Source organism: Nocardioides alpinus, assembly GCF_900112035.1.
GTDB classification, from domain to species: Bacteria; Actinomycetota; Actinomycetes; order Propionibacteriales; family Nocardioidaceae; genus Nocardioides; species Nocardioides alpinus.
In genome coordinates this window covers 85,847-101,680 of record NZ_FOKC01000002.1, presented here as the reverse complement: position 1 = coordinate 101,680, position 15,834 = coordinate 85,847, and the positions used below count along the sequence as shown (strand labels likewise).

17 protein-coding genes are annotated in these 15,834 nt (G+C 72.4%); 10 read left to right on the top strand and 7 right to left on the bottom strand.

Features of this window, described 5'->3' with window-relative positions; all coding sequences use genetic code 11:
• Positions 1–51 precede the first annotated feature (51 nt).
• Positions 52–1,524, top strand: a complete 1,473-nt coding sequence (locus BM127_RS05785; protein WP_139227661.1) for a hypothetical protein — start codon at positions 52–54, stop codon at positions 1,522–1,524.
• On the opposite strand, the gene BM127_RS05780 is transcribed toward BM127_RS05785, so the two are convergent.
• Positions 1,521–1,943, bottom strand: a complete 423-nt coding sequence (locus BM127_RS05780; protein WP_091195826.1) for a hypothetical protein — start codon at positions 1,941–1,943, stop codon at positions 1,521–1,523. The genes BM127_RS05785 and BM127_RS05780 overlap by 4 nt on opposite strands.
• 83 nt (positions 1,944–2,026) lie before the next feature.
• Here BM127_RS05780 and BM127_RS05775 point away from each other — a divergent pair, with 83 nt between their 5' ends.
• Genes BM127_RS05775 through BM127_RS05755 form a run of 5 tightly spaced genes read left to right on the top strand, consistent with a single transcriptional unit; the run spans position 2,027 to position 5,974 of the window.
• Positions 2,027–2,839, top strand: coding sequence for an alpha/beta hydrolase (locus tag BM127_RS05775; protein WP_231263276.1), 813 nt, complete (start codon positions 2,027–2,029; stop codon positions 2,837–2,839).
• Positions 2,840–2,848: 9 nt separating this feature from the next.
• Entirely contained in the window at positions 2,849–3,616 is a 768-nt protein-coding gene (locus BM127_RS05770; RefSeq protein WP_091195823.1) for a lysophospholipid acyltransferase family protein, read from the top strand.
• 26 nt (positions 3,617–3,642) lie between these two features.
• On the top strand, positions 3,643–4,767 hold the full coding sequence (gene macS, locus BM127_RS05765; RefSeq protein ID WP_091195820.1) for a MacS family sensor histidine kinase: 1,125 nt from the start codon (positions 3,643–3,645) through the stop codon (positions 4,765–4,767).
• Positions 4,768–4,771: 4 nt separating this feature from the next.
• The gene (locus tag BM127_RS05760) at positions 4,772–5,287 is read left to right on the top strand and encodes a flavin reductase family protein (RefSeq protein WP_091195818.1); all 516 of its coding nucleotides are present in this window, start codon (positions 4,772–4,774) and stop codon (positions 5,285–5,287) included.
• A 36-nt stretch (positions 5,288–5,323) separates the two neighbouring features.
• Positions 5,324–5,974 carry a response regulator gene (locus BM127_RS05755; RefSeq protein WP_091195816.1) on the top strand — a complete coding sequence of 217 codons (651 nt, stop codon included), beginning with the start codon at positions 5,324–5,326 and terminating at the stop codon, positions 5,972–5,974.
• 27 nt (positions 5,975–6,001) lie between these two features.
• On the opposite strand, the gene BM127_RS05750 is transcribed toward BM127_RS05755, so the two are convergent.
• The 3 genes from BM127_RS05750 to BM127_RS05740 form a co-directional block, all read right to left on the bottom strand.
• A complete protein-coding gene (locus BM127_RS05750) occupies positions 6,002–6,961 on the bottom strand; it encodes a hypothetical protein (protein ID WP_139227660.1) in 960 nt (319 codons plus the stop codon).
• Complete coding sequence (locus tag BM127_RS05745; protein WP_157829513.1) at positions 6,958–7,449, bottom strand: class F sortase; 492 nt, start codon at positions 7,447–7,449, stop codon at positions 6,958–6,960. Before BM127_RS05745 ends, BM127_RS05750 begins: the two co-directional genes overlap by 4 nt.
• Positions 7,450–7,592: 143 nt before the next feature.
• Positions 7,593–8,354 carry a DUF4397 domain-containing protein gene (locus BM127_RS05740; RefSeq protein WP_175507329.1) on the bottom strand — a complete coding sequence of 254 codons (762 nt, stop codon included), beginning with the start codon at positions 8,352–8,354 and terminating at the stop codon, positions 7,593–7,595.
• Between the two features lie 263 nt (positions 8,355–8,617).
• On the opposite strand from BM127_RS05740, the gene BM127_RS05735 reads away from it, so the two are divergent.
• Genes BM127_RS05735 through BM127_RS05725 form a run of 3 tightly spaced genes read left to right on the top strand, consistent with a single transcriptional unit; the run spans position 8,618 to position 10,867 of the window.
• Positions 8,618–9,511 carry an arylamine N-acetyltransferase family protein gene (locus tag BM127_RS05735; protein WP_157829512.1) on the top strand — a complete coding sequence of 298 codons (894 nt, stop codon included), beginning with the start codon at positions 8,618–8,620 and terminating at the stop codon, positions 9,509–9,511.
• Positions 9,508–9,951, top strand: a complete 444-nt coding sequence (locus tag BM127_RS05730) for a GNAT family N-acetyltransferase (protein ID WP_157829511.1) — start codon at positions 9,508–9,510, stop codon at positions 9,949–9,951. Before BM127_RS05735 ends, BM127_RS05730 begins: the two co-directional genes overlap by 4 nt.
• A 10-nt stretch (positions 9,952–9,961) precedes the next feature.
• Entirely contained in the window at positions 9,962–10,867 is a 906-nt protein-coding gene (locus BM127_RS05725) for a hypothetical protein (protein ID WP_091195800.1), read from the top strand.
• Here BM127_RS05725 and glpK read toward each other — a convergent pair.
• Together glpK and BM127_RS05715 are read right to left on the bottom strand one after the other, a co-directional pair.
• Positions 10,864–12,333, bottom strand: a complete 1,470-nt coding sequence (gene glpK, locus BM127_RS05720) for a glycerol kinase GlpK (protein WP_091195797.1) — start codon at positions 12,331–12,333, stop codon at positions 10,864–10,866. The genes BM127_RS05725 and glpK overlap by 4 nt on opposite strands.
• Positions 12,330–13,169, bottom strand: a complete 840-nt coding sequence (locus BM127_RS05715) for a DUF1028 domain-containing protein (RefSeq protein WP_091195795.1) — start codon at positions 13,167–13,169, stop codon at positions 12,330–12,332. The genes glpK and BM127_RS05715 overlap by 4 nt, the downstream gene beginning before the upstream one ends.
• A gap of 61 nt (positions 13,170–13,230) precedes the next feature.
• Here BM127_RS05715 and BM127_RS05710 point away from each other — a divergent pair, with 61 nt between their 5' ends.
• Positions 13,231–14,484, top strand: a complete 1,254-nt coding sequence (locus BM127_RS05710) for an MFS transporter (RefSeq protein WP_198554203.1) — start codon at positions 13,231–13,233, stop codon at positions 14,482–14,484.
• Between the two features lie 124 nt (positions 14,485–14,608).
• Here the strand turns inward: BM127_RS05710 and BM127_RS05705 are convergent, their stop codons facing one another.
• On the bottom strand, positions 14,609–15,802 hold the full coding sequence (locus BM127_RS05705) for a pyrophosphate--fructose-6-phosphate 1-phosphotransferase (RefSeq protein ID WP_091195792.1): 1,194 nt from the start codon (positions 15,800–15,802) through the stop codon (positions 14,609–14,611).
• Positions 15,803–15,834: the final 32 nt, after the last annotated feature.

The following is a 15,834-nucleotide window of genomic DNA, read 5'->3' as shown; positions in this document are numbered from 1 at the left end:
GATCAGTGGAAATGCGGGTGCAAACCGGCAGGAGTTGGGATGATCCCGTGCGTGGGCACATCATTTCGGGACGCGCCGGACCTGGACCATCCCGGTCCGCTGGCCGCGGAGCCGTACCGCTCGGCACCCACACGCGCGGAGCAGTACCTGGGCGTCGTGGCCGCGGCCTTGTTCTTGATCCTGCTCACGATGGTGTTCATCGCTGCGGCGCCGCTGGGTGATCCCGACGTGTGGTGGCACCTCGAGATGGGTCACGCCTACCTCGATGGTGCCTCGGTGCGTCACCCGGGCCCGATGTCACCCTTCGGCACCGAGGACTGGCACTCGCGCGACTGGCTCACGCAGATGCTGATGGCCGGCTTCGACAGCGCGTTCGGCCTGCCAGGCGTGGCGTGGCTCCGTGGACTGGCCCTCGTCGCGCTCTTCGTCGTGTGCTTCCGGCTGAGCCGGCAGGTCGCGCCGTTCGGCGCAGCTGTCGTCGCCACGGGACTCACCTTCTTCGGCATGATCGGCAGCCTCTCGGCCCGCCCCCAGCTGGTCAGCTTCATCCTGCTGGCAGTGACCGTCGGGGCGCTGCTCCGCACGAGCCAGGACCTGCGCCCGCGGTGGTGGCTCGCGGTCCTCACGGGGGTGTGGGCCTGTGCGCACGGCCTGTGGTTCCTGGTCCCCGGCCTCCAGGTCGTCCTGCTGGTCGGCCTCCGCCTCGATCGACGCCTCGACCGGCGCTCGGCGCGTCCGCACGTGTTGCTGGTGGGCCTGTGCCTGGCAGCAGTCGCCGTCACGCCCAACGGCATCCACCAGCTCGCCCATCCCCTCGGATCCAGCATGGGCGTCGCCCAGTACGTCCAGGAGTACCAGCCTCTGTCGGTCACGTTCCCCCCTTATGCGGCGGTCCTCCTGATGCTGTTCGTCGTCTGCGCGAGCTGGGCGCGGCGGGGCGGCTCGTCGTGGGTGGCAGTTCTCCTGGTGGCTGTCGGCGCGGTCCTGTTCCTCTACATGGGTCGAACGCTTCCGCTGGGAGCGATCCTCGTGATGCCCTTCTTCGCAGCAGCCATCGGAGCGGCTGCTCCCCGTGCCCGGACCCATCTGCCTCGGCCGGTCGAGCAGGCGGTGGTCCTCGGCGGCGCCGGTGTCGCGCTCGTCGCGCTGGCGCTCCTCGTGCCGACCTCAGCAGCCGCGCCGTCGTCCTACTTCCCCAGCACGTACGACGCCCGCCTCTCCGCGATCGCGGAGGGCGACGTCCTCATCAACCAGCTGGGGGACGGCGGCTACCTGGCCTGGAAGTACCCGGACCTCAGGATCGTCGGGGACGGGCTGTCGGACCAGTACTCCGTCGCCTGGCTGACGGACTGGCACGAGGCGTTGCGCGGGGAGCCCGGGTGGGAGGACTTCGTCGAGCGGACCGGAGCGGACTACGCCCTCCTGAGCGACACCACGGCCCTGAGACTGGGTCTGGAGTCCCAGGGGTGGACCACGGTCCAGACCGGTCAGGACCGCGTGCTCATGAAGGCTCCGGAGGGCTAGATCCGCGACCCGTCGTCCCAGGGGTCCCGCGGAGAGCGCGGCATCTCACGCACGAGGTAGAGGAAGCCGCCGATCGGCCAGAGGACCAGCGCCCAGCCGAACAGCGGGTGGACGTGGACCGAGAACAGCACGAGCAGCAGGGCCAGGGCTGGAGCGACGAAGATGCCCGACCAGGCGACGCCCCGCTGCCACGTCCGCGGACGAGGGAACGGCGGCGCGACCGGGGGCTGGAACCGCTCCGCTGCGGGGACCTCGTCCGCAGCGTCGGCCCCGTCCGGTTCCTCGACGTCCTCGACGACCGGCTCCGGCTCGGGGGTCTTCTCCGACTCGTCGTCGCCCAGCACGGGGCGCTCGCCGTAGTTCTGCACGATCTCGCGCCAGGCCAGCTCGGTCCGGCCCTCGTCGCCAGGAGTCGTCACGCCCTCACGGTACCGGGGGACTGGTTTCGAGGCTCGCTCCGCTCGCACCTCGACCAGCACGAGAATTGGTGCACACTGTGCCCGTGAAGATCCCGTTCCGTGGCGCACCCGTCGCGCCTCTCGACCCCACGCTGGTCGCCCCCATGTCCACCGCGGCGAAGCCCGAGCTCACCGGAGGTCGACGCATCGGGGTCCTGGTCCAGCACGGCTTCACCGGCAACCCGGTGTCCATGCGCCCGTGGGCCGAGGACCTCGCCGCTCGTGGGTACGCCGTAGAGATGCCGCTCCTGCCCGGTCACGGCACCCGCTGGCAGGACCTCAACAAGGTCACGTGGGCCGACTGGGTCGCGACCGTCGAGGGGGCGTACGACAAGCTCGCCGCCGAGAACGACGAGGTCGTGGCGGTCGGGCTGTCGATGGGGGGCGCGCTGTGCCTCCGGCTCGCCGCCGACACGGGGGAGGGTCTCGCCGGGATCGTCATCGTCAACGCCGCGGTCGACACGATGCGCAAGGACGTCAAGCTGCTGCCCGTGCTCAAGCACGTGGTGCCCGGGTTCCCGGGGATCGCCAACGACATCAAGAAGCCGGGTGCCGACGAGCACGGCTACCCGACGACGCCGCTCAAGGCGGCCGCGTCGATGTTCGCGGGCTACGCCGAGCTCCGCAAGGACCTGCCCAGGATCACGATCCCCGTCCTCTTCTTCCGCTCCGCCGACGACCACGTCGTCGACCTCTCGAGCTCGCGTGCTCTCAACGCGGGCCTGTCCTCGAAGGACTTCGAGGAGCGGGTCCTGGAGGACAGCTTCCACGTCGCGACCCTCGACAACGACGCGGCGCGGATCTTCACCGAGTCGGCCGAGTTCATCGAGCGGGTCACCCAGCGTCAGCAGGGATAGGGTCGGGGCGTGCTCTATTGGTTCCTGAAGTGGATCGCCCTCGGGCCCGTGCTGCGACTCGTCTTCCGGCCGAAGGCCTACGGCATGGACCACGTGCCGGAGGAGGGTCCCGCCATCCTCGCCAGCAACCACCTGTCGTACGCCGACTGGCTCTTCATGCCGCTGACGCTCAACCGGCGCGTCACCTTCGTGGCCAAGGCCGAGTACTTCACGAGCCCCGGCATCAAAGGCTGGTTCCAGAAGAAGTTCTTCTCCGGTGCAGGTCAGGTGCCGATCGACCGCTCCGGCGCCAACGCCGCCGAGGGCGCGATGAAGTCGGCCATGAAGATCCTCGCCGAGGGTGACCTGTTCGGCATCTACCCCGAGGGCACCCGCTCCCACGACGGCAAGCTCTACCGCGGCAAGACCGGTGTCGCCCGTCTGGCGCTCGAGACCGGGGCACCCGTGATCCCGTGCGCGGTCGTCGGCACCGACGTGGTCGCGCCGGCCGGCAAGGTCTACGGCACCTGGACGCGCCCGGTGGTGCGCTTCGGCAAGCCGCTCGACTTCTCGCGCTATGCCGGGATGGAGAACGACCGCTACATCCTGCGGTCGATCACCGACGAGATCATGTACGAGATCATGCGGCTCTCCGGCCAGGAGTACGTCGATCTCTACGCCAGCAAGGCCAAGGAGCTCGACAAGGAGAAGGCCAAGCAGGCTGCCGCCGAGAAGGCCGCGCACGAGCTTGCGGAGCGCGAGAAGGCCGGCGACGGGCCGGAGCAGAAGGCGTCCTGAGCACCCACTCCCGGCCCCTCGCACCGGTGCCGCGCGCGGACTCCGCGCTGGCTGTCGAGGACCGGCTCTACTCGGCGTTGGCCCTGGTGCGGGTCGTGGTCACCATCAACATGGTCGGCCTCAACGCCTACCGCCGCGACAACTTCGACCATCCGACGATCGCCCTGGCCATCGTCCTCGGACTCGTCGCCTGGACGGCCGCGGCCATCTGGCTCTACCACGACCGCGCCCGGCGTACGTCGGTCCTGCTGGTCGCCGACCTCGCGATCGCCGTGGCCGCGATGGCCGTCACGCCGTGGGTGAAGTCCCCCGACTTCAACGCGACGATCCCGGGGTACTGGGTGATGGGAGCGCTGCTGGCCTGGGCGATCCACTGGCACTGGAAGGGTGGCCTGGTCGCCGCCGTCGCGCTGGCGGTGACGGACCTGCTGCCGCGTTCGCAGGTCGACCAGGGCAACTACGGCAACGTCTTCCTCGTCCTCATCGGCGGTCCCATCGTGGGCTTCATGTGCGAGTCGCTGCAGCGGATGGCCCGGGAGCGCGACGCGGCCGAGCACGCAGCGGCCGCCGCCGAGGAACGGACGCGACTGGCTCGTGCGGTGCACGACGGCGTGCTCCAGGTCCTGACCATGACCCAGCGCAGAGGCGCAGCCGCCGGTGGTGAGTGGGCCGACCTCGGTCGGCTCGCGGGGGAGCAGGAGCGGAGTCTCCGCTCGCTCATCCGGCAGCAGGACACCGTGCCCACCGCAGCCGGGGGGCAGGTGGACCTCGCGGGCGCACTCGAGGCGATGGCGACGGCGCACCCGGTCCGGGTTGAGGTCGCCACCCCCGGCGGCGCGGTCCTCGTCGACGTACGCGTGGCCACCGAGACGGTCGCCGCCGTGCGTGCCTGCCTCGACAACGTGCTCACCCACGTCGGTCCCGACGCCTCGGCGTGGGTGCTCGCGCAGTCCGCACCCGACGCGATCACCGTCTCGGTGCGCGACGACGGTCCCGGCATCTCGCCCGGTCGGCTGGAGGAGGCCGAGTCCCAGGGGCGCCTCGGCGTGGCCTCCTCGATCCGGGGACGCATCGAGGACCTCGGTGGCACGGCCGTGATGGAGAGCGGGTCGTGGGGCACCGAGTGGGAACTGACCGTCCCGCTAGCGTGACGGGGTGACCATCCACACCACCCACCCGTTCCTCGAGCCCGAGGGCGACCGTGACCCCGTACGCCAGCTGCGTGGGCGGGTCGGTGCCGCGGTCTCGCTGTGGACCGCCGGCTCCGCCGACGACAGGACCGGCCTCACGGTCTCGTCGTGGCTGGTCGCCGGAGGCGATCCCGGACGGGTGCTCGCCCTGCTGGACCCCGACGCCGACCTGACCGACGCCCTGCTCGGGACGGGGCGCGGGGTGGTCCAGCTGCTGTCGTGGGACGACCGCAACCTGGCCGACGTCTTCGCCGGGACGGCGCCGGCGCCGGGAGGACCGTGGCGGCTGGCCGAGTGGGTCGCGACGGACCACGGTCCGCGGCTCGGGCACGCGGCCACGTGGGCCACGGTCGAGGTGGAGAGCGACGTCGAGGTCGGCTGGTCGCGCCTCGTCACGTGCACCCTGGTGGAGGTCGTCGTGGGTGAGGACGTCGACCCGCTGGTGCACCGCCGCGGTCGTTACCTCCCTCCGGGTGGGTAGCGGGTCTACGATTCGACCAACTCTGGAGGGGGAGCCATGGTGCGAGTGATGGTGGTCGACGACCACCCGATGTGGCGCGACGCGGTCGAGCGCGACCTGCAGGCGGCCGGGCACGAGGTGGTCGCCGTGGCGGCCAACGGTCGCGAGGCGATGGCGAGGTTCCCGGCGTCTGCTCCGCAGGTCGTCGTGCTGGACCTGCAGCTGCCCGACAACACGGGCGTCCAGGTGACCAGCATGATGATCGAGCACGACCCGACCGCGCGCGTGCTGATCCTGTCCGCGAGCGGCGAGCAGGGCGACGTGCTCGAGGCGATCAAGGCCGGCGCCACGGGCTACCTCGTCAAGTCCGCCTCCAGCGCCGAGCTCATCGACGCGGTGGTGCGTACGTCGGAGGGCGAGGCCGTCTTCACCCCCGGGCTGGCCGGGCTCGTGCTCGGCGAGTTCCGCCGCATCGCCGACGGCTCGGCCGCGGACGACCCGCGCGACCAGCTCACCGACCGCGAGACCGAGATCCTCAAGATGGTCGCGACCGGGATGAGCTACAAGCAGATCGCGGCGCGGCTCGTGCTGTCGCACCGGACCGTGCAGAACCACGTGCAGAACACGCTCCGCAAGCTCCAGATGAACAACCGCGTCCAGCTCACCCGGTGGGCCATCGAGCACGGCCTCGACGAGGAAGACGCCTGATCCGGTAGGAGTCCCGTCCGTGACGCCTCAGGAGACCGTCACCGCCGCGACCACGCGGGCGCCGACATCCGGTCCCGTGAGCCGCACCGTCCACTGGTCGTCGGCGTCCGACTCGCCGCACGGCTCCAGCGACGTCTCCGCCGTGGGGGCGCATGCGAGCGAGAGCACTGCCTCGGACCTCACCACACGCGTGTCGGTTCCCTGGACGGGCGAGACGTCCAGCGTCGTGGTGGTGACGAGGCCGCGATCGGGCGCCGAGGAGCTCAGCTCGACGGCTCCGGAGAGCTGGTAGCTGACCCGGATGCGCGTCGCGTCGGAGAACGCGTACGACGCGCTGCTGAAGGTGAGCATGGCGGGGCCGGAGGCGCGCCGGCCGTCGGCGACGACCTCCACGGCCGAGGCGTCGATCGAGACGCCGTCCGGCAGCTCGGGGAGCGCGACGTCGAGCTCGTCGAGGGGCTCCGTGGCGTGGATCCAGTGGGTGACGTCGAGCACGCCGTCGGCACCCACCTGCGTCGTGGTGCGCGAGGCTCCGGCCTCCGGCCAGCCTCCCTGGATGGGGGCGGCGCCGGGTGCGCCTCCCGGCTCGTCGTCGCCGGTCCGCCCGACGGCGACGAACGCTGTGGCCAGACCGACGAGGCCGAGCAGCACGGCCGCCGACACCAGCACCCGCGCGCGGGGGCTGGTGGTGGAGTGCGGCTGCACCGTCACCGGGGCGGCGACCGGCGCGGCGACCGGCTGCGCCACCGGCGCGGACGTGGGCGGGGGGATCGGCGTGGCAATGGCCGGGGGCGTGGCCGTGGGCGTGGCCGCGGGCGCGGGCGCGGGCGCGGGCGCGGGCGCCCGAACGGACCGCGGCGACAGTGGAGTCGTCGACGGACGGGGAGCGTCCCCGCCCGTGCGTGTCAGCGACTCCTCGGCGGGCGGACGTCGGGGGGCAGGCGGCAGCACGCTGGGCAGTCGCTTCTGGTAGCCCTTCTTGCTCATCGGCGGGCCACCGGGGTGACGGGCACGGCCGTGACGACGGCCAGGTTCTGGTAGCCGCCACGCGCGGCGGAGTACGGCGGTGCGCAGGTCACGAGGGTGAGGCGGCCGTCACCGGTGGCGGCGAAGATCCACGAGTCGTCGACCAGTGACCCTTGGGGGACGAGTCGACGTGATCGGACCACGAAGGTCTGCTGGAGGCCCGCCGACGTGAGCTGCACCCGGGCGCCGCGAGCAACGGTCAGCAGCTCAGCGAAGGGGCCGAGGCCCTGGGTGCGTGAGTCGACGTGGGCAGCGACGAGGATCGACCCGAACGGGTCGCCGAGCCGCGACCCGCCGCGCCACCAGCCCGCGACGTCGACGTCGTCGGGCACGTCGAGGAGGCCAGCCGGGGTGGTGCCGACGGCGCTGATGGGGACCGTCCGGCCGCTCGGGAGGAGGACGCTCTCGGGGGGCTGGGCGACGAGTGAGGCCCGCCGCGCAGGCGGCACGGAACGCGCGGGCGAGGGTGCCGAGGTCGGTGTGGCCGAGCTCGTGGCCGTCGACCCGGTCCTCGGAGGGACCTCGCTCGCGGCGCAGCCGCTTGCCCCCAGCAGTGCCATGACCGCAGCCCCCGCCGCCGACCGCCGCGCCCTCATCCCTGCGGCTGCGGGCCACTGCCCGCGCCGCGCCGACGGCGTACGACGAGCAGTGCGACCGTCCATGCCACCACCAGCGTGCCGAGCACCGTCGCGGTGACCGGCTGTCCGTCGTCGTCGCCGAAGGTCGTCACCGGGGTCGCGGCGAGGCCGGCCGAGCCGGTGTCGATGCGGGACGGCTGCACGCTCCCGTCCGCGCTGAGCACGGCGGTGTGTGCGATGACGTTCATCGAGCCGTCGCGCGGGTTGCCGTAGGCGTAGACCATCGAGAGGGTGCTGGCCTCCAGCGCCAGGTCGAGGGGCCCGAGGATGGGGTCGCCACCGGTGCCGGACGGCAGCAGCGCGACCTTGATGCTCCCCGCGGGGACGTCGGCCTCGGCGAACTCCCCGTTGGCGATGTTGGTGAACACCGTCTGCCCGTCGACCTCGACGTCCGCAGGCGCGACCGTGGCGGTGTGCGCGAGCACGACGCGTGCCTTGTCGGGTCCGATCGCCCCCGTGGGCGCCTCGTAGGAGTGGACGACCGGCTCGCCGCCCGGGTCGGCCGGCAGGTGGAGCACGACGTCGCTGCTCGCGCCGGCGGTGACGCTCAGCTGGGAGTCCACGGCGACGCCGTCGCCGCGGAAGGAGATCTCGTGGTCGCCGGGGGTCAGCTCGAAGGGCCCCAGCACGTCGCCGACCCCGGCTGCGGTCGCGACCGGGCGGCCGTCGACCTCGACGTCGACCTCGGCATCGGGCACGGCCTGGATCACGGTCACCCGCGCCGGCGATCCTGCGGTGGTCGCTCCGGGTGGAGCCGGTGCCAGCGCCAGCAAGGCCAGTGCAGTCAGCAGTGTCAGCAACAGTCGGCGCATCTGCGTCACCCCCCGGTGAGACGGGCCCGATCGGGCCACCGCGCTCACCTGAACACCGCCGCGAAACGCGTTCAACCCCAGTTTTGGGTACGTGGCGGCTGTTCCCACCCCCACGGGTAGGTTCGGCCCCGCCGGGATCCAGCCCGGCCGAACCGGAGGAGGAGCACGTGGGGAGCACAGCGCACCGGACGGCGTACCTCGCGCGTCTCGGCCTGCCCGAGGCCCCGCCGCCCACGCTGGCCGGGCTGCGCGCGGTCCACCGCGCCCACGTCGCGCGGATCCCCTACGACAACCTCTCGACCATGCTCGGCCGGCCCGACCCCGTGGACCCCGCAGCCGGCGTCGTACGTGCTGCCGGCGGCACGCGCATCGGCTACTGCTTCCAGCAGAACGGTGCGTTCGAGTGGCTGCTGTCCGAGCTCGGGTTCTCGGTGAGCCGTCGCCACGGGCACGTCTGGTCCCGGCCCGAGGACGAGCTCGGCACCGCGCTCAACCACCTGGTGCTCGTCGTCTCCGACCTGCCCGCCGAGGACAACCCGGGCGGTCACTGGTGGGTGGACGCGGGACTGGGGGAGGGCTTCGCCGAGCCGCTGCCGATAGTGCGGGGCGAGCACGTCGTCGACGGCTGGTCCTTCGGGATCGGCGCCGGCTACGGCGCCCAGGCCGCCGGCCGGCCGACCGGCCCGGCAGCGTGGACCTACCGCCACCTTCCGGGCGGCGTCCTGCGGGGCATCGTGGTCACCTCCCGTGACCACTCCCCGACGACGATCGCGGACTCCCACCACACCCTCAGCGGCAGCGCGCAGTCGCCGTTCCGGCGTGTGGTGGTCGCCCAGCGCATCGACGGTCCGGCGCAGCGCACCGTGCGTGGGCTGGTGCACCAGGTGCTCACGCCGACGGGTCGCGAGCAGCAGGACCTGACGTCGTACGACGACTGGCGCGCGGCACTCGTCGACGACCTGCTGCTGCCCGTCGACGACGTCACCGAGGGCGAGTGGCGCTCGCTCTGGGAGCGTACGACGACCTCGCACCGCGCGTGGGACGAGGCGGGGCGCCCGTGAGCACCTGGCGCCGTGCCACCGCCGCCGACGTCGTCGCGCTGCGCGACCTCGAGCGGATCGCCAGCCGGGCGGGGCTGGCGCACGTCTTCGGCGAGCTGCCCTACCCGGACGACGACGTCCTGGCCCGGTGGGCGCTGCTGCTCGACGACCCCGGTGTCGTCGTCGAGGTGGTCGAGGACGAGGTCGGGATGGTGGCACTGACGGCTCACGACGGCACGACCCTGCGCCACCTCGCGGTGCGTCCGGACCACTGGAGCGCCGGACTCGGCCGGGAGGGATTCGCCCGCGCCGAGGCCGCGGGCGCGCGTCGGCTCTGGGTGCTGGAGGAGAACCACCGCGCCCGAGCGCTCTACGGTGCGCTCGGCTGGACCCCCAGCGGGGACCGCCAGGAGTGCCCCTGGCCACCCTTCCCGGTCGAGCTCGAGTACGCCGCTCCCTAGGATCGAGGGCATGCCTGCCTCCACGTCGGACCCGCTGCTGGAGATCGCCGACGACCTCTACGCGTTGCCCCTCGCGGACTTCACGCCCGCGCGCGACGCGCTGGTGAAGGAGCACAAGGCCGACAAGGACCTCGCCGCCGCCGTCAAGGGCCTGCGGAAGGCGTCGCTCGCTGCCTGGGTGGTCAACCTGCTGGTGCGGCGCGACCCCGACCAGGTCGACCAGGTGCTCGCCGTGGGGACCGCGCTGCGCGACGCGCAGGAGAACCTCGACGCGACGCAGCTGCGGGAGTTCACCAAGCAGCGCCGGCAGCTGACCGCGTCGGTGACGACCTCGGCCCGCCGGATGGCGCGCGAGGAGGGCGTGAAGACCACCCAGTCGGTCGCCGACCAGGTCGAGGCGACCCTCACCGCCGCGATGCTCGAGCCCGACGCCGCCAGGGCGGTGCGGAGCGGTCTGCTCGTGACGTCCCTGGCCGCCACCGGCCTCGGCGACCTCGACCTGAGTGAGGCGGTCGCGCTGCCCGAGGCGCTGGGGTTCAGCGCCAAGGCCCGCCCGGTCCCCGGGCCCGACCCGACCCAGCGGGCCCAGCTCCACGTCGTACCGGACCCCGACGCCGACGCCAAGGCGCGCGCCGCCGCCGACGAGCGACTCGCGGACGCCCGGGGTGTGCTCGGCGAGGCGGAGAAGGAGCACCGGTCGGCCCGGCGGGCGGTCGAGAAGCTCCGGGCCAGGACCTTGCAGCTGCAGGCGGAGATCGACGAGCTGCGCAGCAGGATCGCCGCGGTCGAGGCGGAGGTCGAGGAGGTCGACGAGGAGCTCGGGGAGGCCGAGGCGGTGCAGGAGGAGGCGGTGGAAGCCGTCGACGAGGCGCAGGCCGCGGTCGACGCGGCGAGGGCCGCGCGGGACCGGCTCTAGTCGGCCCAGCCCTTCGAACGCTCGACCGCGTCGCTCCAGCGGGCGTACGACGCGTCCAGGGCGCCGCGGTCGCCGGCGGGCTCGAAGCGTCGGTCGAGGGCCCAGGTGTCGCGCAGGTCGTCGGTCGACTCCCAGACCCCGGTCCCCAGGCCGGCGAGGAACGCCGCGCCCAGGGCGGTCGTCTCCACGATCTCGGGTCGCTCGACCGCGCGTCCGACCTGGTCGGCCTGGAGCTGGCAGAGCAGGTCGTTGGCCGAGGCTCCGCCGTCGACGCGCAGCGTCGTGAGCCCGGGCAGCGTCTCGAGGACGTCGCGCACCTCGAAGGCGATCGCCTCGAGCGTGGCCCGGACGATGTGGGCGCGCGTGGTGCCGCGGGTGATCCCGATGATCATGCCGCGGGCGTGCGGGTCCCAGTGGGGCGCACCGAGACCGGTCAGCGCCGGCACGAAGACCACGCCGTCGCTGTCCTCGACGGTCTGCGCGATCGCGGCGGTCTCGGCGGCGTTGCCGACGATCTGGAGCCCGTCACGCAGCCACTGGACGGCTGAGCCGGTGACGAAGATGGCGCCCTCGAGGGCGTACGTCATCGCGCCGTAGGGGGAGCGCCAGGCCGCGGTGGAGAGCAGGCCGGCGTCGCTGCGCACGACCGCGCTGCCGGTGTTGGTGAGGATGAACGAGCCCGTGCCGTAGGTGCACTTGGACTCGCCCTCCTCGAAGCAGGTCTGCCCGAAGAGCGCTGACTGCTGGTCACCGGCGATGCCCGCGATCGGCAGCGCGAGCCCGAGGAAGACCGACGGTTCGGTCGGCGCGACCTCGCCCCAGTTGGGGACGAGCTCGGGGAGCGCGTCGCGCGGCACCCCGAACAGCTCGCAGAGCTCGTCGGACCAGTCGCCGGCCTCGAGGTCGAAGAGCAGGGTGCGGCAGGCGTTGGAGACGTCGGTGACGTGCCAGGTGCCGCGCGTCATCCGGGAGATGAGGTAGGAGTCGACCGTGCCGACGGCGTACCTGCCGGACTCCACCAGCGCCCACGTGTGCGGCTCGTGCTCGGCGAGCCACATCAGCTTGGTGCCGGAGAAGTAGGGGTCGAGGCGCAGCCCGGTCAGCTCGGCGACCCGGTCCTCGTGCCCGTCGGCGCGGAGGCGGTCGCAGATGTCGGCGGTGCGCCGGTCCTGCCACACGATGGCGCGCCGCGGCGAGCCGAGGGTCTCGCGGTCCCACAGCACGATCGTCTCGCGCTGGTTGGTGATGCCGATGGCGGTGAGCTCGGAGGAGTCGACCTTCTCGAGCACCTCGCGGGTCGCCTCGATCGTGGCCTGCCAGATGTCCTCGGCCGAGTGCTCGACCCAGCCCGGCTGGGGGAAGTGCTGACGGAACTCCTGGTAGCCCTTGGCCTGGATGCGCCCGTCCGGGGTCACCACGACGGCCGTGACGCCGGTCGTGCCGGCGTCGATGGCCAGGATGCTCATGCGGTCTCCCCGCGCAGGATGGCGAGGATCCTCCGGTCGATCCAGTCGGGTCGCGCGCCGGGGCCGACCCGCATCTCGTAGTTCTCCGAGCCCACCCACATGTGGAAGCTGTCCTTGCCCTCGGCCTTGGCCAGCGCCTCGAGCTCGATCATCAGCGCGTCGTCGACCGGCACCTGCTCCTCGGGCGTCGACGCGGTCAGGTAGAGCTCGTTGAGGTCCACCAGCCGCGCGAGCTCGGTCACCGGGTCGGCGTGGTCGTCGACACGGAGGTCGACGGCGACGTCGTCGTGGCCGCCGTAGCCGGCCCCGTCGCGTACGACGAGCAGTGCCGCCGACTGCCGACCGCGGCTGTCGCCACCGGCCGCGTCGCCGGCGGCGAGGGCGGCGAGAAGTCGTCGCTCGACCGGCTGGTCGGCGCCGGCCAGCCAGGCCGTCTCCATCGCCTCGACCACCTCGGGACCGGTGAGGATGTTGCCCTGGATGGCATAGCCACCGAGCTCCCCGCTGCGGCCGGTGACCCCGCCGGCCCAGGCGAAGCACTCGGAGCCGGTGTACGTCGCCGCGTTGCCGTCGGAGTCGACGATGCCGACCTGGCGGTGCTCGCGGCCGTCGTCCTCCTCGACCAGCCGGTCGAGCGCCACCTGGGCGGTCGCTCCGTCGTCGAGGTGCGCGAGGCCGAGATACTTGTAGGCGATGTTGGCGTCGGCCTGCGTGGCGATGGCTCCCACGTCGGCCGCTGCGGCAGGGACGGCGGAGCCGACGGCGAGGAACTTCGACGCCACCGCCACGCCCCACGATGCGCCGTCGTCGGAACGGGCCACGATCGAGAAGGTCATGCGCCGAAACATATCCGGCCGAGGGGCAGGAGCGCGTCGCTCGGAGTCCTAGGGTGGGCCCGTGCTGACCCGTCTCGGATTCCCCAGCGTGGGGGAGCATCGCCGTTTCGTCACGGCCATCGTGGCCGACACGGTCGGCAGCGGGCTGTTCATGCCGATCACGCTGCTCTACTTCCTCGCGATGACCGACCTGTCGCTGGTGCAGGTCGGGTCGGCGCTCTCGCTCTCCGCGATCCTCACCATGCCCGGCGCGTTCGTCATCGGCAGCCTGGTGGACCGCTTCGGCCCGCGGCGGATGATGCTCATCGGCAACCTGGTCCAGGCCGTCGGGATGCTGGCCTACCTCTGGGCCGACTCGCTGCTCGCCGTCGCGCTGTGGACGACCCTGCTCAACATCGGCCGCCAGGCCTTTTGGGGGTCCTTCGGCAACGTCGTCACCGCGATCTCCGCGCCGGGGGAGCGCGAGCTGTGGTTCGGGTTCCTGCAGGCCGTGCGCAACCTGGGCTACTCCGTGGGTGGGGTGCTGGCCGGCATCGCGCTCCAGATCGGGACGGACCTGGCCTACCAGACGGTGGTCGTGGTGAACGTCGTGACGTTCGTGGTCGCGTTCTTCCTGCTGCTCGACGTGCCCGACCACCGGGTCGCGCGCGACGACGACGCGCCCCTCGAGGGGTGGGGAGTCGTGCTGCGCGACCGCGCCTACCTCCGCCTCGTCGTCGGCCAGCTCGGCTTCGTGGCCGGGATGATGGTGCTCAACTTCGCGCTGCCGGTCTACGTCGCGGAGACGATCGACCTGCCGGGGTGGGTCGTCGGCGCGATCTTCACGCTCAACACCGCACTCGTCGGCCTCGGCCAGGGGCTCGTCGTACGCCGCATGACCGGGCAGGTGCGTGCCCGGATGATGGGTCTGGCCCAGGTCGTCTTCGTCGCCAGCTACGCGTTGTTCGTCGTGGCCGGCTGGCTCCCGGTGTGGCTGGCCGTCGTCGTGATGCTGGTCGGCGCGGCGGTCTACACCTTCGGCGAGCTCACCGGCGGCCCCGTCCTGAGCGCCACCGCCGCCGAGGCTGCGCCGGACCACCTCCGGGGCCGCTACCTCGGGTTGTTCCAGCTCAGCTGGGCCCTCGGCGGCGCCGTGGCGCCGGTGTCCTTCACGTGGCTGCTCGCCCAGGGACCGACGACGCTGTGGTGGGTGCTCACGCTCATCGCGGTCGTCAGTGCGGCGTACCTCCAGCGGCTGCCCCGGGTGCTGCCGGCCGCCGGGATGCGCGTGACGACGCGGGTGGCCGAGCAGGACGCCACCGGACCCACGCCCTGAGGGTGGCGGCGCGCGACATCGGCCCGCGCGTCCGGGACGTCGTACGCCGCCAGGGTGGCGGCAGATTGCTGGTGACGACGGTCCCGCGGTGCGATGTGCCGCCACCCTGGCGGCGTACGCCAGATCAGCCCTGGCCGGTCCACCCCAGGAGCTCGGTGAACCACGCCTGCGACGGGTCGAACGGCTTGTGGCCGGCGATCCGCTCGAACTCGATCGCGCGGAGCTCGTCGCCGCGGTCCTCGTCGTGGCCCACGACCCCCGGCCGGCCCTCGAGGGCGCAGACGACGGCCAGCTCGGCCATCTCCCGGATGAGGGCGAGGTCGGTCTCGTTGGCGGGCGCCGAGCGGGAGTAGTAGCCGGACTTCTGCACCATGTGCTTCTCGGCACCGATGGCCGTGGAGAAGCGTTCGGCGAAGTAGCGCCCCGGGTTGATCAGGTCGATCTTGACGTGACCGAACGGGTCGCGCCCGACGACCTCCCCGGCGGCCTCGAGGTCGGCGACGATGTCGTCGATCCCGGCACCCTCGGCCAGGAAGATGTTGACGCAGCCGACCTCGTCCATCACGGCCCGCAGACGGGTCGCCTCGGCAGCCAGGTCGATGCCGCGCTCGGGGACGTAGACCGCGTGGATCGCCCAGCGGCGCGGGTCGAGGCCGATGCCGGGCAGCCACTCCTGCTCGGCGTGCCAGGCCATGTAGTCGCGTGCCGCAGCGGCCGTGAGCCAGCCCGACGCACGCCCCATCACCTCGTGCACGATCAGCATGCGCGGGTTGGAGCCGTGCTCGGCAAGCACGTGCTGGGCGAACCGTGACGCCTCCTGCGCGGCGGTCTGCGCGCCGAGGCTCTGGCGGATCGGCACGATGTCGTTGTCGATGGTCTTGGGCAGGCCGACCACGGTGAGCTCGGAGCCCTGGGTGCGCAGGTAGGCCGCCAGGTCCGCCGCCGCAGTGTTGGTGTCGTCGCCACCGATGGTGTGGAGGATGTCCACGCCGTCGGCCTGCAGGCGTGCCGCCGCCGCGGCCAGGGCGGTCTCGTCGTCGCCGATGAGGCCGCGCCTGCGGCAGTCGGCGTCGTTGGTCAGCTTGACGCGGCTGTTGCCGATCGGGCTGCCGCCGAAGCGGTGCAGCAGCGCCGCCCCGGCCCGCTCGTCGGGCCCGATCACGATGCTGTTGCCCGTGAGCAGGCCGTGGTAGCCGTGCTTGTAGGCGATCAGCTCGATCTCGGGGTCGGTGGCGTCGTAGGTCTCGATGAGAGCACCCACGGCGGAGGACAGGCAGGGGGCGTAGCCGCCGGCCGTGAGGAGGGCAACGCGTGTCATGGCAGCAGGGTAGTTAGAACGATCCAACTGCG